The sequence below is a fragment of the Polaromonas sp. 39-63-25 genome (assembly GCF_002278925.1).
Lineage (GTDB): Bacteria > Pseudomonadota > Gammaproteobacteria > Burkholderiales > Burkholderiaceae_C > Polaromonas.
Window position 1 is genome coordinate 524,081 of sequence record NZ_NCJH01000006.1, and the last position, 25,479, is coordinate 549,559.

General features: G+C 64.0%; 19 protein-coding genes and 1 pseudogene. 8 read left to right on the forward strand and 12 right to left on the reverse strand.

Translation table 11 applies throughout. The features are described from left to right. Positions 1-22 precede the first annotated feature (22 nt). The 5 genes from B7X65_RS08975 to B7X65_RS08995 all read right to left on the reverse strand — a co-directional run bounded on the left by B7X65_RS08975 (position 23) and on the right by B7X65_RS08995 (position 6,714). Positions 23-1,522, reverse strand: coding sequence for a M81 family metallopeptidase (locus B7X65_RS08975; protein WP_293594107.1), 1,500 nt, complete (start codon positions 1,520-1,522; stop codon positions 23-25). 5 nt (positions 1,523-1,527) lie between these two features. Then, positions 1,528-3,174, reverse strand: a complete 1,647-nt coding sequence (locus tag B7X65_RS08980; RefSeq protein ID WP_293593945.1) for an ABC transporter ATP-binding protein — start codon at positions 3,172-3,174, stop codon at positions 1,528-1,530. Next, the gene (locus tag B7X65_RS08985; protein ID WP_293593946.1) at positions 3,171-4,058 is read right to left on the reverse strand and encodes an ABC transporter permease; all 888 of its coding nucleotides are present in this window, start codon (positions 4,056-4,058) and stop codon (positions 3,171-3,173) included. The genes B7X65_RS08980 and B7X65_RS08985 overlap by 4 nt, the downstream gene beginning before the upstream one ends. Continuing rightward, positions 4,058-5,011, reverse strand: coding sequence for an ABC transporter permease (locus B7X65_RS08990; protein ID WP_293593947.1), 954 nt, complete (start codon positions 5,009-5,011; stop codon positions 4,058-4,060). Before B7X65_RS08990 ends, B7X65_RS08985 begins: the two co-directional genes overlap by 1 nt. Positions 5,012-5,130: 119 nt before the next feature. Continuing rightward, positions 5,131-6,714 carry an ABC transporter substrate-binding protein gene (locus tag B7X65_RS08995; protein ID WP_293593948.1) on the reverse strand — a complete coding sequence of 528 codons (1,584 nt, stop codon included), beginning with the start codon at positions 6,712-6,714 and terminating at the stop codon, positions 5,131-5,133. 99 nt (positions 6,715-6,813) lie between these two features. Between B7X65_RS08995 and B7X65_RS09000 the strand changes: the two genes are divergently transcribed. Further along, positions 6,814-8,286 (forward strand): amidase, encoded by a 1,473-nt coding sequence (locus B7X65_RS09000; RefSeq protein ID WP_293593949.1) that lies wholly within the window; start codon positions 6,814-6,816, stop codon positions 8,284-8,286. Here the strand turns inward: B7X65_RS09000 and B7X65_RS09005 are convergent. Then, entirely contained in the window at positions 8,256-8,930 is a 675-nt protein-coding gene (locus B7X65_RS09005; protein WP_324487558.1) for a helix-turn-helix transcriptional regulator, read from the reverse strand. The two genes, B7X65_RS09000 and B7X65_RS09005, sit on opposite strands and share 31 nt — an antisense overlap. A 51-nt stretch (positions 8,931-8,981) precedes the next feature. Between B7X65_RS09005 and B7X65_RS09010 the strand changes: the two genes are divergently transcribed. Then, positions 8,982-10,319, forward strand: a complete 1,338-nt coding sequence (locus B7X65_RS09010; RefSeq protein ID WP_293593950.1) for a HAMP domain-containing sensor histidine kinase — start codon at positions 8,982-8,984, stop codon at positions 10,317-10,319. 19 nt (positions 10,320-10,338) lie between these two features. Next, a complete protein-coding gene (locus B7X65_RS09015; protein WP_293593951.1) occupies positions 10,339-11,316 on the forward strand; it encodes a response regulator in 978 nt (325 codons plus the stop codon). Positions 11,317-11,342: 26 nt separating this feature from the next. Here the strand turns inward: B7X65_RS09015 and cqsA are convergent, their stop codons facing one another. The 4 genes and pseudogenes from cqsA to B7X65_RS09035 all read right to left on the reverse strand — a co-directional run. Beyond that, positions 11,343-12,602, reverse strand: coding sequence for an alpha-hydroxyketone-type quorum-sensing autoinducer synthase (cqsA, locus tag B7X65_RS09020; protein WP_293593952.1), 1,260 nt, complete (start codon positions 12,600-12,602; stop codon positions 11,343-11,345). A 141-nt stretch (positions 12,603-12,743) separates the two neighbouring features. Then, positions 12,744-14,060, reverse strand: a complete 1,317-nt coding sequence (locus B7X65_RS09025) for an acetylornithine deacetylase/succinyl-diaminopimelate desuccinylase family protein (RefSeq protein ID WP_293593953.1) — start codon at positions 14,058-14,060, stop codon at positions 12,744-12,746. Positions 14,061-14,225: 165 nt separating this feature from the next. Further along, positions 14,226-14,672, reverse strand: a complete 447-nt coding sequence (locus B7X65_RS09030) for a rhodanese-like domain-containing protein (RefSeq protein WP_293594109.1) — start codon at positions 14,670-14,672, stop codon at positions 14,226-14,228. Continuing rightward, positions 14,670-15,347: pseudogene (locus B7X65_RS09035) on the reverse strand (MBL fold metallo-hydrolase); the annotation flags it as partial. The gene B7X65_RS09030 and the pseudogene B7X65_RS09035, both read right to left, overlap by 3 nt. A 380-nt stretch (positions 15,348-15,727) precedes the next feature. On the opposite strand from B7X65_RS09035, the gene B7X65_RS09040 reads away from it, so the two are divergent. From B7X65_RS09040 to icmF, 5 genes are all read left to right on the forward strand, one after another. Beyond that, positions 15,728-16,849, forward strand: a complete 1,122-nt coding sequence (locus B7X65_RS09040) for a TRAP transporter substrate-binding protein (protein ID WP_293593954.1) — start codon at positions 15,728-15,730, stop codon at positions 16,847-16,849. 82 nt (positions 16,850-16,931) lie between these two features. After that, positions 16,932-17,552, forward strand: a complete 621-nt coding sequence (locus B7X65_RS09045; protein ID WP_293593955.1) for a TRAP transporter small permease subunit — start codon at positions 16,932-16,934, stop codon at positions 17,550-17,552. After that, positions 17,549-19,519, forward strand: a complete 1,971-nt coding sequence (locus B7X65_RS09050) for a TRAP transporter large permease subunit (protein WP_293593956.1) — start codon at positions 17,549-17,551, stop codon at positions 19,517-19,519. Before B7X65_RS09045 ends, B7X65_RS09050 begins: the two co-directional genes overlap by 4 nt. Positions 19,520-19,632: 113 nt before the next feature. Further along, positions 19,633-20,478, forward strand: a complete 846-nt coding sequence (locus B7X65_RS09055) for a PPK2 family polyphosphate kinase (protein WP_293593957.1) — start codon at positions 19,633-19,635, stop codon at positions 20,476-20,478. Positions 20,479-20,526: 48 nt separating this feature from the next. Beyond that, positions 20,527-23,820, forward strand: a complete 3,294-nt coding sequence (gene icmF, locus B7X65_RS09060; RefSeq protein WP_293593958.1) for a fused isobutyryl-CoA mutase/GTPase IcmF — start codon at positions 20,527-20,529, stop codon at positions 23,818-23,820. Positions 23,821-24,089: 269 nt separating this feature from the next. On the opposite strand, the gene B7X65_RS09065 is transcribed toward icmF, so the two are convergent. Then, positions 24,090-24,254, reverse strand: a complete 165-nt coding sequence (locus B7X65_RS09065) for a hypothetical protein (protein WP_168173476.1) — start codon at positions 24,252-24,254, stop codon at positions 24,090-24,092. 97 nt (positions 24,255-24,351) lie between these two features. Beyond that, positions 24,352-25,413: a DUF6352 family protein gene (locus tag B7X65_RS09070; protein WP_293593959.1), complete on the reverse strand. Its 1,062-nt coding sequence runs from the start codon at positions 25,411-25,413 to the stop codon at positions 24,352-24,354. Positions 25,414-25,479: the final 66 nt, after the last annotated feature.

Below are 25,479 nucleotides of genomic sequence, written 5' to 3' on the forward strand. Positions count from 1 at the left end.
CTTGGTCCGGACGACCCGTCCTTCAAGGACGGCGCCGGATCGAATCGGGCAGGTTTTTCCAGGGCAGATCGGCCGGGTCCGCCGCCATCGGCCCCGCGGCTTTTGCAATCAGGATGTCGGTCGCCGCATTTTCCACCAGCGGCGTGAAATCAGCGCGGAAGTGGTTGGAGCTTTTGACGACGATGATTTTCATGACCTCGGGCGTGATGCCGACCATGCGGAACAGCTCGCGGTCCAGCATCTGCATCTGCCCGCTGGCCACCGCCACCAGGATGCCGTCAAGCTCCAGACAGGCACAGGGACCGAGGTTCGCCGTGTGCCCGGTCATCATCAGGCCCTTGAGCGTGACCGTGCCATCGCTCACAGCGCGCACCTTGAACTGGCTCTGCACCGGGGGGTCGCTGTGTTGCCCGGTGAAGGTGGGCACCGCCGTCCCCAGGGTGATCGAAATGGTCGCCCCCACCCCGGCGGCGGCGGCGGCCTGTGCAGCCTGCGGGTCGAACATCAGCCCCAGCGCAATCTGGCCGGGAAATTTTTTCCCGGCGCCCTGTTGCAGCAGCGCATGCAACAGGCCGGTGGTGTTGCTGTCGCCGCCGGCGCCGGGGTTGTCCTGCGTATCGGCAATGACCAGCGGTTTGCCCGCCCGCTCCGCCCGCGCCAGCGATTGCGCCACGGCATCACGGGCAGAAAGAAATTCAAGTGTCCACTGTGTCGGTTCGGCCACCAGGGCAAACAGGCGATCCACCGCTTGGGCCGCCTGTTCGCCATGCGCCCAGACCATGGGTCCACACTCAGCAAAGTCGGACGCCGGAAACGCCATGCAAAAACTCAGGCAGGTGCCGAAATCGCGGTCCAGCTCCGCCAAGGCTTTGTAGAGGTCTGCCGCGGGCTGCATCCAGGTGCTCTGTGTGTTCAGCGGAATCAGGAAAGGCAGACGCCGGTAGTGCAGCGGCTCCTTGCGGCCCAGCTGGACGCGGCGGGCCAGCAGTTGCGCCGCCAGCTCACCGGTCGCGGCCATGTCGATGTGGGGGTAGGTCCGGTAGGAGACCAGCGCATCGGCCTGCTGCAACATGCGCTGCGTCACATTGGCATGCAGGTCCAGGCTGGCGACGATGGGAATGTCCTGGCCCACCACCCGGCGGATGCGCGTGATCAGCTCGCCTTCGGTGTCGTCCACATGTTCTGCCACGCCGGCGCCGTGCAGGTCCAGGTAAACCGCGTCGAAGCCGCCCCGGCCCACGTCGGACAGCACGGCCGCGCTGATGCGCTCGAACGCATCCTGCGTCACATAGGAGGAGGGCGATGCGCCGCACCAGCTGCTGGGCACCAGTTGCCAGCCCCGGCTTTTTGCGGCATCAATGAAGCCCCCCGCCGGCAGGTTGACGCCGGTGAGCCTGTCCAGCATCGCCTGGCCATGGATAAAGGCAGGGAAATCATCGCCCCGGTTAAACGCCGCCCAGTCGGCCTTGGTGGGCGCAAAGGTGTTGGTTTCATGCTGGTAACCAGCAACGAGGACTTTCAGACTTTTCAAAATATCGCTCCGGGCGCCGCCGCGAACAGCCGGCGTGTGTAGTCGTGTTGCGGTTGCGCATACAGCTCGGTGGTCAGGCCCTCTTCCACAATTTCGCCCTGGTGCATGACGATCACACGGTCGCACAGCTGCGCCGCCACGCGCAGGTCGTGTGTGATGAACAACATGCCCAGGCCCAGCTCGGTCTGGATCTCGCGCAGCAGCTTCAAAATTTGTGCCTGCACACTCACGTCGAGGGCACTGACCGCCTCGTCGGCCACCAGCACACGCGGCCGGCAGGCCAGCGCGCGCGCAATCGCGATGCGCTGGCGCTGCCCGCCCGAGAACTGGCTGGGGTAACGCTGCAGGCCTTCGGCGGGCAACCGGACCTTGTCCATCAAACTGGCCGCGAGCGCCATCGCTTCTGCGCGGCTAGCTCCGAAATTCATGGCACCTTCGATGATGGAATCACCGACCTTGCGGCGCGGGTTGAGTGAACGGTTGGGGTCCTGGAACACCACCTGCACCTGGCTGCGCAAGGGCCGGAGCCGGCCTTCACTGAACCGGGCCACGTCGAGCAGGGCATCGTCCCCGCCCCCTGCGTTCTGGCGCCACAGGACCTGGCCACCGGTAGGGTCGATCAGCCGGATCAGGCAGCGCGCCAGCGTGGACTTGCCCGACCCGGACTCGCCGACAATGCCGACGGTTTCCCCGGCCGACACGGCCACCGACGCGGCCTTCAGCGCATGCGTCAGCCGGCTACGGCCCAGCCAGTCGCGGGCGCTGTAGGTTTTGCTGACGTCCTGGCCGCGCAGCAGCGGCGCGCCCTGCGGCGCCGGCCGGGCCGGCGGCGGCGTCATGCTGGGCACGGCCGCCAGCAGCATCTTGGTGTAGTCGGCCTGCGGCGCCAGCAGCACTGCATCCCGCGTGCCGTACTCGACCGCCCGGCCCTGGTGCATCACCAGCACCTCGTCGGCAATCTCGGCCACCACGCCCATGTCGTGCGTGATGAACAGCACGGCGCAGCGATGGCCACCCGACAGGTCGGCCTGCAGCTCCTCAATCAGCCGGAGGATTTCCTTTTGCGTGGTGACGTCGAGTGCCGTGGTCGGTTCATCGCAGATCAGCAGGGCCGGCTGCAAAATGACGGCCATGGCAATCACGATGCGCTGGCGCTGCCCGCCAGAGAGCTGGTGCGGGTAGCTGCGCATCATGCGTTCAGGCTCGGGCAGTTTGACACGCCGCAAGATGCCCAGCACCGCTTCGCTGCGCCGCTTCGCGCCCCAGTCGGTGTGCTGCCTGAGCAGCTCGTCGATCTGGTCGCCGCAGGTCATGACCGGGTTCAGCGCGGTCATCGGTTCCTGGAACACCATGCCCATGGCCTGGCCGCGCAACGCGCGCAGACGCGGGTCTGAAGCTTCCAGCAGCGACTCGCCCTGCAACACGATGCGGCCGGGGCCGGGCCGGAGTTCGCGGGCCAGAAGGCCCATCACCGCCGTGGCCATGACCGACTTGCCGGAACCCGATTCGCCGACCACACACAGGGTTTTGCCGGGATGGATGCTCAGGCTGATGTCTTCCACCGCATAGGGCCGGTCACTGCCGGGCGGCAGGGCGACGTGCAGCTTGTCGATGAGCAGAACCGGCGCGGCGTTCTCGCTCATGACGTACGCTTTGAAAATTTCGGGTCCAGCACATCGCGCAGCCCATCACCCAGCAGGTTGATGGCCAGCACCGTGGGCACCAGGAACAGCGCCGGAAATAACACATTGCCCGGGTACTGGGTGAACTGCACGCGGCCTTCGGCCATGATGTTGCCCCAGGTCGGAATGTCGGCCGGCAGGCCCAGGCCCAGGAAACTCAAAATGGCTTCGGTCAATACGGCCGACGCCGCCACAAAGGTGCCCTGCACGATCAGCGGCGCCATGGCGTTGGGCAAAATGTGCCGCCACAAAATCACCGGCGTCGGTGTGGCCAGCGCCCGCGCGGCTTCCACAAACGGCTCCTCGCGCAGGGTCAGCACCATGGCCCGCACCAGGCGCGTCACGCGCGGAATTTCCGGGATGGCAATCGCCACCACCACCGTCCACAGCTGCGCGTCCAGCGCCGCCACCAGTGCGATCGCCAGCAGGATCGCCGGAATCGCCATCAGCCCGTCCATGAAACGCATCAGCACGGCATCCACGGCGCGAAAGTAGCCGGCCAGCATGCCGAGCAGCGCACCCACGCCAATTGCCACCGCCGCGGTAAAGGCCGCCACCAGCAGCGAGGTGCGCGTGCCGTACAACACGCGGCTGAAAATGTCGCGGCCGAAGTTGTCGGCGCCCATCCAGAAGGTGTGCGCCACCGACGTGCCGTCGAGCTGCACAAACTCGCCGCGCACGCCCGCGGCGGTGTTGATATGGGCCGAGTCCATGGCCGCCGGGTCCACCGTGCCGAGAAAGGGCGCCAGCGCGGCCAGCGCCAGCAGCACGCCCAGCACCAGCACGCCGAAGCGGAAAGCGCTGTTGCGCCAGAGCCGTTGGAAAAGAAGTTGCCAGACCTGCATCAGTAACGGATCCTCGGGTCCAGAAACAGATAACTCACATCAACCAGCAGGTTGACCCCCACATAAAGCAGGCTGAAAAACAGCACCAGCCCCTGGATCACCGGAAAGTCGCGGTTCAGCACGGCGTCCACCGTGAGCGAACCGAGGCCGGGAATCGAGTAAACCGTTTCAGTCACCACCACGCCGCCGATGAGCAGCGCGACGCCGATGCCGATCACGGTGACGATGGGCACCGCTGCATTGGCCAGCGCATGACGCATCAGCACGGCCGATTCCGCCAAGCCCTTGGCCCGTGCCGTGCGGATGTAGTCTTCGGTCAGCGCCTCGGACACGCTGGCGCGTGTGACGCGGGCGATCAGCGCCACGTAAATCATGGCCAGCGTGAGCCAGGGCAAGGCCAGCTGGCGCGCCCAGGCCCAGACGCCCTGCCCGTCGGCGCCAAACAGCCGGCGGTAACCCTGCACGGGGAACCATTCAAGCTGCACGGCAAACACATAGATCAGCAGGTAGCCGGTGACGAACACCGGAATCGAAAACCCGGCCACCGAAAAGCCCGACAGCACCCGGTCCAGCCAGCCCCCCATGCGCCAGGCGGCAATGGTGCCCAGCGGCACGGCCACCAGCACCGCCAGCACAAGCGTGCCCGCCGCCAGGCTGAGCGTTGGCTCCAGCCGCTGGGTGATCAGTTCGGTGACCGGTTTGTTCAGGTAAAACGAGTAGCCCAGATCACCCTGCAAGACACCGCTGAACCAGATCCAGAACTGGGTCAGCAGGGGTTTGCTCAAGCCCAGGGTCTCGCGGATCTTCTCGATGTCCTCGTTGGTCGAATTGTTGCCCGCAATCACGGCGGCCGGATCACCGGGCGTCAGCCGCAGGATCAGGAACACCACGACGGCCACCACCAGCAGTACCGGAATGGTCGCCAGCAGGCGTTGCAGCAGGAATCTCAGCATGACAAGCGTTGGAGCACTCTCTTCACCAGCCGGGGCCGCGGAACCGGCTTAGCCGGGCCGCAGGCGCAGCGCCCCCTCGGGGGGGCAGCGACGACACGCCAGTGCAGAGCGTGGGGGCTCTAGTTCTTTTTGATGTTCCAGTACACCTGCGCACCGCCCGGCACGAGCCCGCTGATGTTTTTGCGCAGCGCCGCCGGATTGTTGTACTGCCCCAGATGCACATGCGAGGCCGTCTCGATGGCACGCAATTGCAGCTGCTCGGCGAGCTTTTTCTTCTCGGCCTCGGTGCCGGCCTGGGCAAACTTGACCTTCAGCTCTTCAATGACCTTGTCATCCTGCCAGCCAAACCAGCCCTTGTCGCCGGTGGCGTTAAGCATGGCCATGGTCAGCGGGTTCTGAATGTCGCCGGCGGTCCAGGCCGTCATGAAGGCATTCCAGCCGCCCTTGTCTGGTGCATCTTTCTTGGCCCGACGGGCCAGCAGCGTGGCCCAGTCGGACTGCTGCATGTCCACCTTGAAGCCGGCGGCTTCGAGCTGCTGCTTGGCCACCAGCGGCAACTTGGCAATCGAGGCCAGGTCGGTCGGCCGCATCAGCACGATGGGCTCACCCTTGTAACCAGCCTCGGCCAGCATCTGCTTGGCCTTGGCGGGGTTGGCCATGCCGGTGTAGATGCCGGTGTTGTCGCTGGCATACGGCGTGCCGCAGGGGAACATGCTCTTGCAGAATTTGTACATACCGGGCGCGCCCACCTGTGTTCTCAGGAAAGCCTCCTGGCCCATCGCCACCATGGCTGCCTGGCGGATCTTCACGTTGTCGAACGGTGCATGCAGGTGGTTGAAGCGGAAGATGTACTGCAGGCCGGCCGGCTGGGCGTCCACAATCTGCACATCCTTGGCAGCCTTCAGCGAGGCGTACTGTTCGAAGGCGGGCTGCTCAATGAGGTCGACCTCGCCGGCAATCAGGGCATTGAACTGCGTCTGCGGATCACGGATGATGATCCACTCGACCCGATCGAGGTACACCACCTTGCCGCCGGTGGTGCCGTCCGGCGCTTCGGCACGGGGCTTGTACTTGTCGTTCTTGACGTACACCAGCTTCTCACCCGGCTTGTACTCGGCCGTGACGAACTTGTAGGGGCCGGAGCCGATGTTTTCCTTGATCTGCTCGCTGCCGGGGGTGGCCGCGATGCGGGCGGGCATGATGAAGGGCACGTTCGACGAGGGTTTGCCCAGCGCCTCGAGCATCACGCCGAAAGGCTGGTTGAACTTCACGACAAAGGTCTTGGCATTGGGGGTTTCGTAGCTCGCCAGGCTCTTGGCCATGACACCGCCGAAACTGTCGCGGCTGGCCCAGCGCTTGAGCGATGCCACCACGTCCTCACTGGTGACGGGTTTGCCGTCGTGGAACTCCAGGCCGTCACGCAGCGTGAAGGTCCAGACCTTGTTGTCCTTGGAAGCGCTCCAGGTGTCCACCATCTGCGGCTTGACCTTGCCTGCCAGGTCGGTCCCGAACAGAGTGTCATAAATCATGTACCCGTGATTGCGGGTCACAAACGCGGTGGTCCAGACCGGGTCCAGAATGGTGATATTCGAATGCGGCACGACCTTGAGCGTTTTTGCCTGGGCCTGAGCCGCAGGCGGCAACAACAGGCCGGAAACCAGGGCCACCGAAGCGGCCAGGGTGAAAAGGGAGCGACGTTTCATGACAATTTTTCCTTGGCAACAAGAGTTGGGGACAGTCAGACAGCAATCACACAGCTGCTTTGTAATGTAACCACACTTCTGATGCAATATTCAAGCCATATGAAAAACACCACACCACCCGGCAACCCCGTCACCGCCTGGACCGCCACCGAACTGTCGCGCGCCATCCATACACGCCGGGTTTCCTGCCGCGAAGTGATGCAGGCTTACCTGGAGCGCATCGCCCAGGTCAACCCGCGTCACAACGCACTGGTCAGCCTGCAGGAGCCGGGCACGCTGCTGGCGCAGGCCGACGAACGCGATGCCCAGCTGGCGCCCGGCAAGTCGCGCACGGGAAGCATGGGCTGGATGCACGGCATGCCGCAGGCCATCAAGGACATGGCCGCTGTGCAGGGTCTGCCCACCACACTGGGTTCGCCGCTGATGCGGGATTCTGTCGCCCGGGAGGACGGCCTCATGGCGTCGCGCATGAAGGCCGCGGGCTGCATCGTGATTGGCAAGAGCAACACCCCGGAGTTCGGGCTGGGCTCCCACACCTTCAATGAGGTGTTCGGCGTCACGCGCAACGCCTATGACCCGTCAAAAAGCGCAGGTGGCAGCAGCGGCGGTGCGGCGGTGGCGCTGGCCACACGCATGTTGCCGGTGGCCGACGGCAGCGACTTCATGGGCAGCCTGCGCAACCCGGCCGCCTGGAACAACGTGTTTGGCCTGCGGCCCAGCCAGGGCCGTGTGCCGATGTGGCCGGTGCAGGATGTCTACCTGAGCCAGTTGGGGACCGAAGGGCCCATGGGCCGAACCGTCGAGGACGTCGCCAGGCTGCTCAGCATCCAGGCCGGCTGGGATGCGCGTTCGCCACTGTCGATTGCGGAAGATGGTGCCCAGTTCCTGAGCTTGCCTGCACTGGACACCACCCAGCTCCGGATTGGCTGGCTGGGCGACCTCGGGGCCTACCTGCCGATGGAAGACGGCATCCTGACCACCTGCGAGCAGGCCCTGCGGCGTTTTGAGCAGCTCGGCTGTGTGGTGGAGGCGACGGCGCTGGGCACACCCGCCGACCGGGTCTGGCAGGCCTGGCTGGTGTGGCGGCGTGCCCTCGTCGCCTCACGCATTGCGCCGTTTCTGGTTCAGGGCAGCAACCGCGAAAAGATCAAGCCGGAAGCGCTGTGGGAATACGACCAGGCCCAGGGCCTGAGCGCCAGCGGTTTTTCAGCGGCAAGTGCACAGCGCACCGCGTTTTACCAGCACATGCTCACGCTGTTCGAGCGGTATGACTTTCTGGCCCTGCCGGCGGCGCAGGTGTGGCCCTTCGATGCGGGCGAGCGCTGGCCCACCCAGATCAACGGTCACGCCATGGACACTTACCACCGCTGGATGGAAGTGGTGATTTACGCCACCTTCGCCGGCCTGCCCTGCATCAGCGTGCCCGCGGGCTTCGGCCCGCAAGGCTTGCCGATGGGCCTGCAGCTGATCGGCAGACCACGTGGCGACCGGGCCGTGCTGCAACTGGCGCAGGCTTACGAAGGTGCGGCGCAGGACATCCTTCAGATCACGCCGAGCCAGCAGGCGCGCTGAATCGCCGACATCTTGTTGTCCACCTTGAGTTTGGTCATGGCGTTGGACAGGTGGTAGTTCACCGTACGTTCGGCGCAATGCAGGCGCTCGGCGGTCTGACGCGCCGTCAGGCCTTCAAAGGCCAGCGCCAGGCATTCGCCCTCGCGCGGGCTCAGCGGGCTGCTGGCCTGGGCCATCGTGCGCTTGAACAAGGGCCAGATATTGAGGGCTGACCAGACCAGCGCCGCAGCCTCGGCGCGGTCGTGAAACTGGCGTGGACTGAAAATGAAACACTCGAAGGCCCGCCCCGATGGCAGGGGAAACTCGATGCGAACCACACTCTGGAAACCGTAGGCCAGCCACAAGAGGCGCCAGCGGCTGGTGTTGCCGGCCTCTGCCTTGCCAATGTGCTGCCAGGCCACGAGGGATGCATCAGATTCGCGCCACGGTGCGCCGAAATCCTGGCTTTCTGCCAGCGCGAGTGCAGCGTCGATAAAACGGGGCGGATGGACCGCTGCCACCAGCCGGTCCTGCCGCTGGCCAAACGGGTCCGGGCTCAGGACCACCACCGCCTCGACGGAAAATTCGCGCAATGCAGAGATCCAGTCGCTCAACATGCTGTCCAGCGCAATACTGTCAAAGTTGACAGGGGGGCGCATCGTCATTTTTGCTCCGGAACTGTGACAATGTATTGTGATATGTTTGAAAATTTACGCATGACTTCCGGAGTACCCGCCAGGATCAAACAAGTGATTCGCACGCTGTGGAGCAGTCCCGGCGCGTGGGTGCGGATGTGGTGTGCGCGAATCAGGGCTGAACTGCTCCAGGAGCAGCTGGTTCTCATTTTGCACCCGTCGCGCTGGCGCCTGCGCTGGCTCGGGCTGTTCACGCTGGTGGGACACCCCCTGTTTGGGTGGATCTGGGGACAGTGGTTGCCGCAGCCTTACGAAAGCCCCGCGCTTCGCGCTGTCATGGGAACGCTGGGCTTGCTGCTGATCTCGGAGAGCATCACCAACGATCCTTCCAGCAAACTTTCGGCGCGGATTTTTTCCGTCGTTTTCTGGATCCAGCTGCCGGTTTTTTTCAGCTGGATGTATCTTTGCAACAACGGCAACACGGTCTGGCTGGCCAGCTTTTGCGCCATGGTGCTGATTTATTACCATGTGACCGACTGGCGTGCGGCCACCCTGGGGACGATCAGCGGCGCCCTGCTGGCCTGGACGCTGTTCAAGGCGTTCGGACCGGCCGTTCCTGCCATGAGTGAGCAGCAGTTTTCCATCAACGCCGTCGTCATCTCGTTCAGCTGGGCCAGCGCCCTGCTGCTGGGACTGTCGTCGGCAAACCTGCGGCGAGAGCACCTGCAGCACACGCTGACCACCATGGGCATCATGGCACACGAGCTGCGCACGCCGCTGGCCACGATGTCGCTGATAGGCGACGCTGTCCGCAATGAAAGCCGGCAGGTCAAGGAGCCCGGCGGCGGCCAGCGGCTGGACCAACTGGTCGTCAGGCTGCACACCCTGGTGCGCAACATGAACCAGCAGATCGACACGCAGATTGCCAACGCACGCCTGCTGCGCCTGCCGACACACCGGGAATCCGTGGCTGCCGCTGCACTGCTGCGCAATGTGGTCAAGGACTACCCCTATCGCAATTCGCGGGAACGCGAAAGCGTGGTGCTGGTGCTACGCAAGGATTTTTCCTTCGAGTCGTCCTATCGGCTGTTCGCGCAGGTCATCAACAACCTGCTCAAAAACGCCTTTCGCGCGCTGGCGGCAACCAGTTCGGCTGCCAAACCCGGCGACCTGCGCATCGAAGTCGGGGTGCTCAATGGTTACGGACGCATCATCGTCACCGACCAGGGCACCGGCATCGCGCCGGAATTGCAGGCACGCATCTTCGAGCCGTTTTTCTCGACCGATCGGGGTACCGGTCATGGCCTGGGGCTGGCTTTTTGCCAGCAGGTCGTGGAGGGCGCCGGCGGCACCATCCGGGTGAAGTCGGAACCCGGGCGCGGCGCCATCTTCATCATCGAGCTTCCGATTCTCAGGTAACACAACCAAACGCGCAGCCATGAGTTTTCCCTTGTTCCATCGACCGGGCGCCATCGTTTTTCTTGACGATGACCCGGCTTATCTGGAGATGCTGGCGATGGTGTTGCCGCGCCAGTGGCACGTCAAGCTGTATCTGCGGCCGCAGACGTGCATCAACCAGCTGCAACAGGAGCCGCCGTTGTGGGAAGCCGACGCATGGACGCAGCAGGAGATGATCGAGCGCTGGCGTGCTGGCAGTCCGCTGATTCCGCAAGTCCTGAACTACTGGGCCAGCCATACCGAACGTTTCGGACTGGCCAGGGTCTGCGTGTTCGACTACGCCATGCCCGGCATGGACGGCCTGCAGGCACTGGGCGAGTTGATGGACTGGCCGGGCGGCCGGGTGCTGCTGACCGGCCAGGCCGATGAACATGTAGCGGTGAGCGCCTTCAACCGGGGGCTGATCGACCAGTTCATTGCCAAGCAGACCGTCGATATCTCCCAGCACCTGATCACCGTCATCCAGCGCATGCTGGCCCAGCCACAAATGCGCCATTCGCAGATCTGGCGCGCCGCGCTGACCCAGCCCCAGCATGCCCTGCTCCAGGTGCCTTCGGTGGCTCGCCAGCTCGCCAGTCTGGCCAGCAGCCACTGGGTCGAACACGTGGTCATTGGCCAGCCCTTCGGCATCCTGGGCATGGATGCCGACGGGCGCGCCAGCTGGCTGCAGCTGGAGTCTGCCGCGGGCCTGGCCGATCTGGCGGAGCTGGCAGAGTCCCAGGGCCTGAAGGCGGCGGCTGCTGACGACATCCGGGCGGGCCGCCACCTGGTGGACCTCGAGCTTCAGCAAGCCCTCGGGCAACCCGGGCCGGCGCGGCTGATTCCGGCGTTTTCCATTGGCCATGAAGGCACCGTGCTGGGGGCCCTGTTTCCGGTCGAGCTGGCCGCCAGCCCACCGGGATTGACCGGCTACAAACACTGGCTCAAGAAGCACGGCCGACGCACCGTGCGGGACTAGGCTTCTGGAGCCCGTCAGCACAGGCCTTAACTCGTTTCAGCCGTCCGCGCCCGCCTGGCAATCGGCCAGTCCCAGGGCTTGACCAGTGGCGCGATCTCGCAAGCGACCGCTTCCACGTGGCTGAGCTCCGCATCGGTCAGCCCCGCGTGCAGGGTCAGGCGCACCATGGCCCGGTTGCGGCTGGTCGCCGGGGCACAGAACACAGCACCAAAAACACCACGTTCCTCCAGGTGGTCGCGCAGCACCATGGTGTCAGGCTCGGTGCCGGCCTCCAGGGAAATGATCTGCTCCGTCCCCTGGTGGATCGGGTAACCCATGTCAGACAGACTGCCGCGCAGCCGCAACGTGTGGGCCCGCAGACGCTGGCGTTGTTCATCGCGTTTGCCGATCACGGCGAGTGTGGCGCCGAGGCCGGCGATCTCGTGCGGCAGCAGGCAGGAGCTGAAGATATTGGGGTAGCTGGAACTGAGGATGTAGTAACGCAACTCGGCGGGCGCCGTGAAAAAACCACCGCGCCCGGCAAAGGCCTTGGCCAGGCTGGCCGTGATGAAATGCACCCGGTCCGTCAGACCGAGTTCGGCGCACAGGCCGGCGCCTCCGGGTCCATGGGTGCCGAGCGAATGCGACTCGTCCACCAGGATCATGCAGCCGTGGCGCTCGGCCACTTCCACCATCTCGCGCAGGGGACACAAGGCGCCGGTGGTGCTGTACACCGAGTCCACCACCACCACACCCGGACCATCCCGCGACAACACCCGGTCCAGGTGGTCCGGGTCGTTGTGGCGAAACGGATGTGCCGGTGCGCGCGCCGCATGCGCACCTTCCCACAGCGATGTGTGCGCCAGGGTATCGAGGTACACCGGGGTTTGCGGGTCGGCAATCGCCTGCAGCAAACCCACATTGGCCGCATAACCGGACTGGCAGACAAACCCGTCTTCCTTTCCGACCCACTGGGCCAGGTTTTTTTCCAGTGTCCGGGCGGGATGTTCGCCATGCACAAACACGCCGGACTGGATCACGAACTCCTGGTCGTTGCGCAGGGCCGCCACCTGGGCGCTGACGATGTCAGGGTGGCCGGTCACACTGAGGTAATCGTTGCCGTCGAGCCGAACGGCATCCGGACCGGCCGTTCTGCCGTGAAGGACAAACTTGCCACCCCATTGCTGCTGCCAGCGGGGCGTGAATTCGCGCGCAATGCGCTGCTGCAGATGCGGGGAGAGGCCCGGGTTGGTAACAGTTTTTGTTACGAGTTGTGCAGGGGATTTTTCGAGAACTTGAGCGTGCATGGTGGTTACCTTGTGAAAAAGTACCACCATTGAAGATGAATTTAACAAATTCAGGGTTGCCCCCCCTGTCAACATTGACAGGGGTCGGTGCCCGAAAGTCGGATTTCGGTGTAGCGATTGCCCTAAATCACTACCTTGGTATTACTCTGGTGTTGCTTGGCGACCACTGGTCAGGCTTAAAGCTGCCAATGCCATGATTTTTGCGCTGTCCACCAGCTCCTGAATGCCCACATATTCGTCAGGCTGGTGCGCCAGATCGAGAATCCCTGGACCGTAAGCAATACAAGCGTCGAGCTTGCCGGTGCGCACGATGTGTTTCTGGTCGTAAGTGCCAGGACTGGAGATGTAGCTGGCTTCGCGGCCCAGCACCCGGGCAATGGCACGCGCGGTGGCCAGCACCACCGGCGCGTCCTTGGGCGTGGCCGTCGGCACAAAACTCATGATGTCCCGGATACCGTAGTCAAAGCCGGGGCGGCTGCGCTTGAGCTCGTCGAGCATGGCCACAATCTCGGCCTTCACGGCCTCCAGGTTTTCTTCAGCGATGAAGCGGCGGTCCAGCACGGCGCGGCATGAATGCGCCACCACCGGTGCCGGCAGGTCGCCCGTGGGGCGGCCGCGCGCGTCCAGGGAAAACAGCTGCTCGACCTGTCCTCCGTGCAGGCTGTTGATGTTGAGCGTGCTGACCCTGGCGCCGGGCGGCTCCACCGGTTCGGCCGTATGGCGCCCGGACAGCCGCGGCTGCAGCTGCGTCTCCAGCAGATGGATGAAGGCGCTCATGTGGTTGATGGCACTGTCGCCCAGAAAAGGCATGGAGCCATGTGCAATCCGCCCCTGGGTCTCGACCTCGCCCCACCAGACGCCGCGGTGACCCAGGCAGATGCGGTCCACGCCCAGTGGCTCGGGAATGATCACATGGTGCACGCGCGGTTTCGTGAAATAACCGCGCTCGGCCAGATAACCCACACCGGCAAAGCCGCCCGACTCCTCATCGACCGTGCCGGAAATTTCGAGCGCGCCGGCAAACGGCAGGCCTTCTTCGAGAATCGCCTCGCAGGCAATCACGCTGGAAGCCAGTCCGCCTTTCATGTCGCAGGTGCCGCGGCCGTAGATCTTGCCGTCCCTGACCTCGCCGCCGAAGGGATCGGTGGTCCAGCCGGAACCGGCTTCCACCACGTCGATGTGGCTGTTGAAGTGCACACACTCACCCCCCGGTGCGCCTTCGTAGCGGGCCACCACATTGATGCGTGGATGGGAGTTGCGATCGCCCGGTGCACCGTCGGCCCGGATGTATTCGACGGCAAAGCCCCGTTTTTTCAGCCGCTCCCCAAGCAGGCGGGCGCAGGCTTCGTAAGCGTCCCCCGGCGGGTTGATGGTGGGAATGCGAACCAGGTCCTGGGTGAGCGCAATCACCTCGTCGCGTTTCGATTCAATGCGTTTGAGCAGGCTGTCATTGTTCATGCAGCCAGTTTATGTGAACCAAGCCCCACTGTCTCGCGGCGGTTCCATACACGGCTCGGGGACCGCATTTTCCAACCGGGGTCGCGGGTCCGGCTACGCCGGCCCGCAGGCGCAGCGCCCCCTCGGGGGGCAGAGAGCTACACGAAGTGAGCGAACGTGGGGGCTCTAGTTCTGCCGCCACGGCAGGCCGCGGTAGCGCCAACCGCCGCGTGCACCACGATGGGCCTGCGCATCGGGGTCACCTTCAAAACCCTCCAGGATGTTGTAGGCCTCCAGCCCCAGTTCGGTGGCACGTCTGGCGGCGGCGATCGAGCGTACACCGCTACGGCAAAGCAGCACGGCCTTCTGGCCGGCCGGCACGGCGGTCTGCAGGCCCTCGTCGAACTGCGGGTTCATGGCCATGCCCGGCCACTGTTTCCAGGCCAGCGGCACCGCACCAGGCACAAAACCCACCCATTCACGCTCCGCATCGGTGCGTACATCAATCAGCACCGCCTGGCCGGCCTGCCACCACTGGCAGGCCAGCTCGGGCGACACATTGCCGGCATATCCATCGGCCGGCAGGACATGGAACACGTCGGCCCCACCGGCATCATGGCGGCCGCCCCCCATGCCGGAACTCTGGTTGGCAGGAAGCGCTTCGTCCATGCGCGCGGGTCGGGGCAGCTGGAGCTGCGCCATGGTCGCCACAAACCCGGCCAGGCTTTTGCCGGCGATGCGGGCATTGCCGGCCTTCTCGGCCGCAATCGTCGAATGGGTCCGGCCCTGGTAGTCGTGTCCCGGCCAGACCACCGTGTCGTCCGGCAGTGTGAACAGCCGCCCGGTGATGCTTTGGTAGAGGGCTTCGGCGCTACCGGACTGGAAATCGGTGCGGCCACAGCCATTGATCAGCAGCGTATCGCCGGTGAAGAGGTGGCCGCGCCAGAGGTAACTCACGCTGCCGGCCGTGTGCCCCGGGGTGTGCAGGACGCGGACCTGTTCACCACCGACCTGAAGCACATCACCGTCGCCGAGCTGTCGGGCGGCCGTTGCAATGCCGCAGCCTTGCGGCGCCGCCGTGCGGGCGCCGGTGTGTTCCGCCAGTTGCCCGGCGCTGGTGATGTGGTCAGCATGGGCATGCGTCTCCACCGTCCACAACAGCTTGAGTTTGTGCTCCCGCAGCACCGCGAGGTCGCGCTCGACCTGCTGGTCCACCGGATCGATGATCAGGGCCTCACGCGTGGACGGATCAAACAGCAGATAGGTATAGGTGCTGGAGGCAGGGTCAAAAAGCTGAATGGGTGTCATGACAGGTTTCCAGGGCAGGGGCAGGCAACAGGCCGACCGGCATACACGGCAAGTTTAAAACCTCGCGCCTCCCTGCTGCAAAGTTTGGCCCGACTCCAGGCTGCTCCTTTTTCAGTAGCTGCTTGCGCCCGTCGGATAATGGCTACAGCCAAAAACAGCTCATAAAATTTCCACGCCCCCGATCGCCGGGCCAAGCACCACGCACCAGCCCCGAAGCTTGACGGAAAGCTGACAGGGCACGCTTTAACAAAGCCCTGATAAACAGTTTCACCCCAATTAGGCGCAATCTGCGCCGGGCCGTTGGTAAAAACCCTCTTACGCGTAAAGCGTCGATGACAAAAGATAGTGCGCTAACGTTCTTTCACAACAGGAGACAAGCCATGACCGATATCAAGACCCCTCGCCGCCGCAGCCTGCTCAAGGGTGCAGCCGTCGCCGCTGGCGCCGGAGCCATGTCCGCACCGATGCTGGCAACCGCGCAAACCGCCACCACGCTGCGCTTCCAGAGCACCTGGCCGTCGAAAGACATCTTCCACGAGTACGCCTCCGACTTCGCCAAAAAAGTCAATGACATGGCGAGCGGCAAGCTCAAGATCGAAGTGTTGCCCGCGGGCGCTGTCGTTCCACCCTTCCAGCTGCTGGAAGCCGTCAACAAGGGCACGCTGGACGGCGGTCACGGCGTGGTTGCTTACCACTACGGCAAGAATTCGGCGCTCGCGCTGTGGGGTTCCGGCCCGTCCTTCGGCATGGACCCCAACATGCTGCTGGCCTGGCACAACTACGGCGGCGGCAAGGCCCTGCTGGAAGAGATCTACAAGTCCATCAACATGGACGTGGTGTCCTACCTCTATGGCCCCATGCCGACCCAGCCCTTCGGCTGGTTCAAGAAGCCCATCTCCAAGGTCGCTGACATCCAGGGCACGAAGTTCCGTACCGTGGGGCTGGCCGTCGACATGTACACCGACATGGGCGCGGCGGTGAATCCGCTGCCCGGCGGCGAGATCGTGCCGGCGCTGGATCGCGGCCTGATTGATGGCGCCGAGTTCAACAACGCCTCCTCGGACAAGCTGCTGGGCTTCCCCGACGTGGTCAAGAACTGCATGCTGCAGAGCTTCCACCAGTCCGGCGAGCAGTTCGAAATCCTGTTCAACAAAGGCAAGCTCAACGCCCTGCCTGCCGAACTCAAGGCCATCATCGACTACGCCGTTCAGGCTGCCAGCGCCGACATGAGCTGGAAGGCCATCGAGCGCAACTCCAAGGACTACATTGACCTCAAGAAGGCCGGTGTCAAGTTCTACAAGACGCCCGACGCCATCCTGCGCGCCCAGCTTGCTTCCTGGGACAAGATCATGGTCAAGAAGGGGGGCGAGAACGCGCTGTTCAAGAAGGTGCTCGACTCGCAGAAAGCCTTTGCACAGCGCGCAGGCCAGTGGCAGAACGACTACACCGTGGACTTCAAGATGGCCTATAACCACTACTTCGGCCGCGGCAAAAAAGCCTGAGCGGGGCCACAGCCTCTGAGGGGCACCTGAGGGTGCCCTTTTTGTTTTTTCTGGGACCGCCTGGGCGGCGCAAGGAGTTGGAATGCAATCGTTTTTACTGGCGGTGGACCGCTTTTCCACCTGGATCGGCAAGGCCTGCGCCTGGAGCGTGGTCCTGCTGACCGTGCTGATCAGCTGGGAGGTGTTCAGCCGTTATGTGCTCAACCGGCCCCACGCCTGGGTGCTCGACGCCCAGATCATGCTTTACGGCCTGCTGTTCATGATGGCGGGCGCCTACACCCTGAGTAAAAACGGCCATGTGCGCGGCGACGTGCTTTACGGCTTTCTCAGGCCGCGCACGCAGGCGATCGTCGACCTGACGCTGTACATCATCTTCTTCCTGCCGGGCGTCGTCGCGCTGACCTGGGCCGGCTGGACCTACGCCAATGAGTCGCTGGCGATCCGCGAGCAGACCTTCAACGCCGACCCGCTTCCGGTCTATCCGTTCAAGTTCGTGATCCCGGTGTCGGGTTTTGTGCTGCTGCTGCAGGGCATCGTGGAAATCATCCGCTGCATCCAGTGCATACAGACCGGCGCCTGGCCGGTGCGCGAAGGCGACGTGGAGGAAGTGGACGTGGAAAAACTCAAGGAGATGGTGCACGTGAAAGACGAAGACATGGCCGCGCTCGAGCGCGATCTGGCCCTCAAGGAGAATCACAAATGAAGATCCGCAAGGAACTCTGGTTCGGCCTGAGCTTCATGGCGCTGGTCATCATCGGCGCCGCCACGCTGCTTCTGAGCGTCGAAAAAATCACCAACGGGCACCTGGGGCTGCTGATGCTGTCCCTGGTGGTGACCGCCATCATGCTGGGTTTTCCGACGGCCTTCACGCTGATGGGCATGGGCATGATTTTCACCTGGCTGGCCTACAACCGGGACACAACGAAGACGCTGGACCTGATGGTGCAGGCGGCCTTCAAGACCATGGCCAGCGACGTGCTGATCGCGATACCGCTGTTCGTCTTCATGGGTTACCTGGTCGAACGGGCCAACCTGATTGAAAAACTTTTCAAGAGCCTGCATCTGGCCATGGCCCGGATTCCGGGCTCGCTGGCCGTGGCCACCCTTGTCACTTGCGCGATTTTTGCCACCGCCACCGGCATCGTGGGTGCCGTGGTCACGCTGATGGGCCTGTTGGCATTGCCGGCCATGCTGCGTGCCGGTTACAGCGTTCAGCTGGCGGCCGGCGCCATCACAGCGGGCGGTTGCCTGGGCATCCTGATTCCGCCTTCCGTGCTGCTGATCGTGTACGGCGCCACCGCGGGCGTCTCCGTGGTTCAGCTTTACGCCGGTGCGTTTTTCCCGGGCCTGATGCTGACCGGCCTGTACATCCTGTACGTGATCCTGATCGCCAAGCTCAAGCCGCAGTGGGCCCCTCCGCTGTCCGCCGCCGATCGCGTGGTCACGCTGCCGCCCCTGACGCAACGCCTGACCAGCAGCACGGCCACCCACGCACTGACAACCTTGTTCAGCGCGCTCAAGGGAAAACGCAACACCGACGTTCCGCTCGGCCATATCCTGCGGCAACTGACGATTGTTGTGCTGCCGGGCCTGCTTTTTCTGCTGGTGCTGGTGACCAGTTACCGGGCGGTCACCACCATCGAAGCCGAAGCGGTGTACGACATCCAGCAGATAGGCGCGTCCAGCTCGTCAGCCGCCCCAGACGCCGATGCCGGCGGCTTGCAGGAACCTCCCCAGGAAGACGGCCTGAAAGAGCCGGTTGCCGAGGGCGGCTTGCAGGACCCCCCGTCAGGCGATGTCAAGGAGCCGCCAGGCGCAGAAGCTCCCGCCGCCGCGCCGGCGGCCGCGAGCGTAGCCGAACCTCCCGCCGCAGCCACAGTCAGCGCCGACAAGGCACCTGCTGGCGCAACCACACGCGATGCGCCCACCTGGTGGTGGGTCTGCTTTGCCATCTTTGGCGCGCTGGTTGCCCTCTTCTACCTTTTCCTGAGTTTTGCGCGGCTGGAAATCTTCAAGATGCTCCTGACCTCGTTTTTCCCGCTGATGATTCTCATCATCTCGGTGCTCGGGTCCATCGTGATGGGGCTGGCCACCCCGACCGAAGCGGCCGCGATGGGTGCCTTGGGCGGTTTTCTGCTGGCAGTGGCCTACAAGCGGCTCACGCTGTCGGTGCTGCAGGAGTCGGTGTTCCTGACGGCCAAGACCTCGGCCATGGTGTGCTGGCTGTTTGTCGGCTCGGCCATCTTCTCGGCGGCTTTTGCCCTGCTGGGCGGCCAGGAGCTGGTGGAGACCTGGGTGCTCAGCATGAACCTGAGCAAGACGCAATTCCTCGTGATGAGCCAGGCGATCATTTTCATTCTCGGCTGGCCGCTGGAGTGGACCGAGATCATCGTGATCTTCATGCCCATCTTCATCCCGCTGCTGGACAACTTCGGCGTCGATCCGCTGTTCTTCGGCCTGCTGGTCGCCCTGAACCTGCAGACGGCTTTCCTGAGCCCGCCGGTGGCCATGGCCGCGTTCTACCTCAAGGGCGTAGCACCGAAACATGTGACCCTGAACCAGATCTTCGCCGGCATGTTGCCCTTCATGGGCATCCAGATCCTGGCCATCGTCCTGCTGTACCAGTTCCCTGCCATCGGCCTGTGGTTGCCGCAGTTGCTGTACAAATAAGCGGGCGCCGCCCACCTGTCGGGAAACAAAGGGGCGCGCAGGCGCCCCTTTGTTTTGGAAAAACGGTAAGATTGACGTTTACGTAAACGTCAATCATCCACACGGAGACAGCCATGTCCAACGGCAACAGCAAGCGCGCGGCCCTGCTGGCCCCCTGGCAACCGCCCACCACCGGGCGGGGCCGGCCGTTTGGGCTGTCCGGACTCAAGGCCTCGGCCAAGCCCCTGTCGAGCGGGGACAAGGACGCAGACAAGGCCGACGTGGAAGCCCTGGCGAGCGAGCTGGACGGCCTGCAGAACCTGTTTTACGCCGACAAGCGCTACAAGCTGCTGGTCCTGCTGCAAGGCACCGACACGTCCGGCAAGGACGGCACGATTCGCGCCGTGTTCAGCCGGACCAGCCCGCTGGGCGTGCACACCGTAGGCTGGAAGGCGCCGAGCGAGGAAGAGCGGGCGCACGACTACCTGTGGCGCATCCATCGCCAGATGCCCGGGGCAGGCGAAACCATGATTTTCAACCGCAGCCACTACGAAGACGTGCTGGTCCCGGTGGTCAAAGGCTGGATCACGCCCGAGCAGACCGCGCAGCGTTTTGCCCACATCAACGAGTTCGAACGCCTGCTGGCCGAAACCGGCACGGTGATCCTCAAGTTCATGCTGCACATCAGCTTCGAGGAACAGGGCCAGCGCCTGCAGGAACGGGTGGACGACCCGACCAAGCGCTGGAAGTTCAGCATGGGCGACCTGGAGGTACGCAAACAGTGGGCCGACTACCAGAAGGCCTACGAGGCGTTGCTGGGTGCAACCAGCACCCCTTGGGCACCCTGGACCGTGGTGCCCGCCGACTCCAAGACCCACCGCAACCTGATGGTGGCCACGCTGGTGCGCGACAAGCTGAAGTCGCTGGACCTGTGTTACCCACCTGACGATCCGGCACTGGCCGGATTGAAGATTGAATAATTTTTCCCATATCCAAGCCACGAGACAACTCCTCCAGAGAGCACCGCCATGACCGACCTGTCCGCCGAATACCAGGCCCTTGCCAGCTACCGCCCCACGCACAAGGTGCGTTTTGTCACCGCCGCCTCGTTGTTTGACGGCCACGACGCCGCCATCAACATCATGCGGCGCATCCTGCAGGGCATGGGTGCCGAGGTGATCCACCTGGGCCACAACCGCAGCGTGGACGAAGTCGTCACGGCGGCGCTGCAGGAAGACGCGCAGGGCATTGCCATCAGTTCCTACCAGGGCGGCCACGTCGAGTACTTCAAGTACATGGTCGACCTGCTCAAGAGCCGCGGCGGCGAGCACATCCAGGTGTTCGGCGGCGGCGGCGGCGTGATTGTGCCGCCGGAGATCCGCGAGCTCCATGCCTATGGCGTCTCGCGCATCTACAGTCCCGAAGACGGCCAGAAAATGGGCCTGGCCGGCATGATTGGCGAGATGGTCATGCGCTGCGACAAGGACCTGACCGGCTTTGCCCCCGCGGACCTGAAGGCCATCGAAGGCCATGGCGAAATGGCCTGGCGCGCCTTGGCCCAGCTCATCACCGCGCTTGAAAACGACAAGGCAAATCCCGCGTTGGTCGAGACGCTGCGTGCGCAAGCTGCTATCAAAAAGATACCGGTGCTGGGCATCACCGGCACCGGCGGCGCCGGCAAGTCCTCGCTGACCGACGAACTGATACGCCGCCTGCGGCTGGACCAGAACGACCAGTTGCGTGTAGCCGTCATCAGCATCGACCCCTCACGGCGCAAGAGCGGCGGCGCCCTGCTCGGCGACCGCATCCGCATGAACGCCATCAGCCCCTGGCAGCAGGGTCCGCGCGTTTTCATGCGCAGCCTGGCGACGCGCGAGTTCGGCAGCGAGATCAGCAAGGCGCTGCCCGAAGTGATTGCCGCCTGCAAGGTGGCCGGTTTTGACCTGATCGTGGTCGAAACCTCGGGCATCGGCCAGGGTGATGCCGCCATCGTGCCGCTGGTGGACGTGCCCATGTATGTGATGACGCCCGAGTTCGGCGCCGCCAGTCAGCTCGAAAAAATCGACATGCTGGACTTCGCCGAGTTTGTTGCCATCAACAAGTTCGACCGCAAGGGCTCGCTCGACGCCCTGCGCGACGTGGCCAAGCAGGTGCAGCGCAACAAGGAAGCCTGGGGCACCGCGCCGGACAAAATGCCGGTGTTCGGCACCATGGCCGCACGTTTCAATGACGACGGCGTCACCGCGCTGTACCAGGCCCTCAAGCCGCGCCTGGCCGGACTCGGGCTGCAGTTGTCCGAAGGCGCCCTGCCCGCCGTCGATGTGCGCCACAGCACCAACCAGACGCCGGTGGTGCCCGCCGCCCGCACGCGTTACCTGGCTGAAATTGCCGACACGGTGCGCAGCTACAAAAAACGCGGCAGGGAGCAGGCGACGCTGGCGCGCGAAATCCAGCAACTGCGTGCCGCCGCCGACATGCTGACCGTCGGCAAGCCCGACAAGGCCAGGGCCGCGGAAGCCGCCATCGACCTGGCGGTGCAGCGCGAGCAGGTCCAGGACCCGGCCGCACGCAAGCTGTTGATCCAGTGGCCCGCGATGCAGCAGGCTTACGCCGGCGAAGAGTATGTGGTGAAAATCCGCGACAGGGAAATCCGCACCGCGCTGACCAGCAAGTCGCTCTCGGGCACGACCATCCGCAAGGTGGCACTGCCGCAGTACGAAGACCACGGCGAAATCCTCAAGTGGCTGATGCTGGACAACGTGCCGGGCAGCTACCCCTACACCGCCGGCACCTTTGCCTTCAAGCGCGAGGGCGAAGACCCGACACGCATGTTTGCCGGTGAAGGTGATGCGTTCCGCACCAACACGCGTTTCAAGCTGCTGAGCCAGGGCATGGCCGCCAAGCGCCTGAGCACGGCCTTCGACTCGGTCACGTTGTACGGCAACGACCCCGACCTGCGGCCCGACATTTACGGCAAGGTCGGCAACAGCGGCGTGTCGATTGCCACGCTCGACGACATGAAGGTGCTTTACGACGGCTTTGACCTGTGCAGCCCCAGCACCTCCGTCAGCATGACCATCAACGGACCGGCGCCCACGATTCTGGCGATGTTCATGAACACCGCCATCGACCAGAATCTCGAAAAATTCAGGGCCGACAATGGCCGGGAACCGACGGACACCGAAACCGAAAAAATCCGCGAATGGGTGCAGGAAAACGTGCGTGGCACGGTGCAGGCCGACATCCTGAAAGAAGACCAGGGCCAGAACACCTGCATCTTCTCGACCGAGTTCAGCCTCAAGGTGATGGGCGACATCGCCGAGTATTTTGTGCACAACCGCGTGCGCAATTTCTACAGTGTCTCCATCAGTGGTTACCACATCGCCGAGGCCGGCGCCAACCCCATCAGCCAGCTGGCCTTCACCCTGTCCAACGGTTTCACCTTTGTCGAAGCCTACCTCGCGCGCGGCATGCACATCGACGACTTCGCGCCGAATCTGAGCTTTTTCTTCAGCAACGGCATGGACCCGGAGTACACGGTGATGGGCCGCGTGGCCCGCCGCATCTGGGCCGTGGCGATGAAGGAAAAATACGGCGCCAACGAGCGCAGCCAGAAGCTCAAGTACCACATCCAGACCTCGGGCCGCAGCCTGCACGCGCAGGAGATCCAGTTCAACGACATACGCACCACCTTGCAGGCGCTGATTGCGATTTACGACAACTGCAACTCCCTGCACACCAATGCGTTTGACGAAGCCATCACCACGCCCACCGAAGAGTCAGTGCGCCGCGCGATGGCGATCCAGCTCATCATCAACCGTGAGTGGGGCCTGGCGAAAAACGAAAACCCGTCACAGGGCGCCTTCATCATCGAGGAACTCACCGAGCTGCTGGAAGAAGCGGTGCTCAGCGAGTTCGAGCGCATCGCGGAGCGCGGCGGCGTGCTGGGCGCCATGGAAACCGGCTACCAGCGCGGCCGCATCCAGGACGAGTCCATGCATTACGAGATGCTCAAACACACCGGTGAGCTGCCCATCATCGGCGTCAACACCTTCCGCAACCCGCATGGCGACGCCGTGCAGGACAAGCTGGAGCTGGCGCGCTCCACCGACGAGGAAAAGCAGAGCCAGCTGGCACGCCTGCAAGACTTCCACCGGCGCCATGCCAAGGAAGCCCCGGCCATGCTCAAGCGCCTGCAGCAGGCGGTGATTGCCAATGACAACGTGTTCGAGGTGCTGATGGACGCAGTACGCGTCTGCTCACTCGGCCAGATCACCCACGCGCTTTTTGAGGTCGGTGGGCAGTACCGGCGGAATATGTAGGCTTCGGCCTCACGGCCATCCGCCTGCGCCCGATCGGACGCGTTCACTATGAATTCAGGAGCTGCTGGCGCCCGTCCACCAAGGGTTGGAGGCCAGTTTGGCTTCAAAACCAGACCCGGACCGTCCGGCAATGGCGGGGGTGGAATGTATGACCGTCATGTCGCCATGGACGCATGAGGCAAAACAGGAGACAGAACCCGGCCCTGACGCGATGTCAGTGGCCCGGGGGTGGGCAGCTTGCGCTCAAGCCGCCCAGGCGGGCCCAGGGCTTAGCCGCCTTTGTGTGGGCGCTTGCCGGGGTTCTTTTTGCTGCGGGTCCAGGTGCCGCGCTCCAGGCTGATCTTTTGACCACGGCCGGCCGTGCGGGTCATGCCAGGGGCGGGAACGGGCTTGGGTGCGCAGATGTCGGCTTCGACGCGGATTTTTTTGGACATGGAAGACTCCGGATTAAAAAATTGGCAGAACCCGGCATTTTAAGCTACCGCGCCCCAGTCGGGGCAATGCAGGGCCAGCCGGCCGTCCGGACGCGATTTACATGGCCCCCTTCAGCGGCAGGTTCAGCAGCAGATTCTGCGGTTTGAGCTTGACCGACTGGCCGGCATTCATCATCAGGCCCAGGTAGACCGGCTTGGCGGCCACATCGGCGCGCATCTCCTGCGGATCCGCAAAATCCAGCCGGAACAGGCTGACCAGGCGCTGCAAACGTCCGGCCTCCACCTCCCTGCCTTCGTACAAATCGTTGAGCAGCGCCGTGGCCTCCACGTCCAGCCCCACATGCCAGCGCCAGGCGTCATCTTCAATCTTTTGCAGGGGCTTGATGCTGACAACAACGCCCAGGAAATGGGCGACCCATTTCTCCAGCACGCGGGCCAGCGCCGTCAGGCCCGAGCGGGCGCGCGTCATGGTGAACACCAGGCCGTGGCTCAGGTCGTTGCTGATTTCATGCGTCAGGTCGAGCAGGAAGTGGTGACGGTCACTGGCGGGCCAGTAATCCGGCGCGTTGGCATCCGTCAGCACCTGCATGTCGATGGCCCGCAAGGGTGCCTTGGCTTCTGCCAGGAAGCGCCCGAAGTCGCCCAGCCCGCCGGTTTCGTTGAGCATGTCCAGCACATCCCGGTCGCCGGCCAGCACCTGGCCGTCCTGCGTGGTGATGCGCTGGGCGCGAAACAGCATTTCGGCGGCACGCACCTCGTAGGCATCGGTGGCCTCATCCAGCACCTGGCGCAGGATGGCCTGGGCCAGCAGGTCGATGAACAGCGGCGGGATGCTGATGCTGCCGCTGCGGAACAGGCCCAGGTAATACGCCTCCAGCGTGCCGGCCGCCAGCAGCCCATCACGAAAGCGCAAAAACAGGCCGTAACTCTCGCGGGCGTCGGCGTCCTGCAGGGCCTGCAGTTCGGCCTCGGTCACCGGCCGCGACGGCGCGGCCAGCAAGGCCGCATGCAGCGTTTGTTCAGCCGCGCAGGACTCGGGCACCAGGGCCAGTTCGGGTCGGTTCAGGAACAGGCGCAGGTAATCGTCGGTGGGTGCCAGCCAGCCGCGTGAGGTGATCTGGAGCTGATGGAAGCCGCTGGAAGGCCAGAAATTTTGCATGGGGGCAATCGTCGCACATTGCGCCGTCAGGTCATTCGCTATGAATTAAATAGCTGCCTGCGCCCG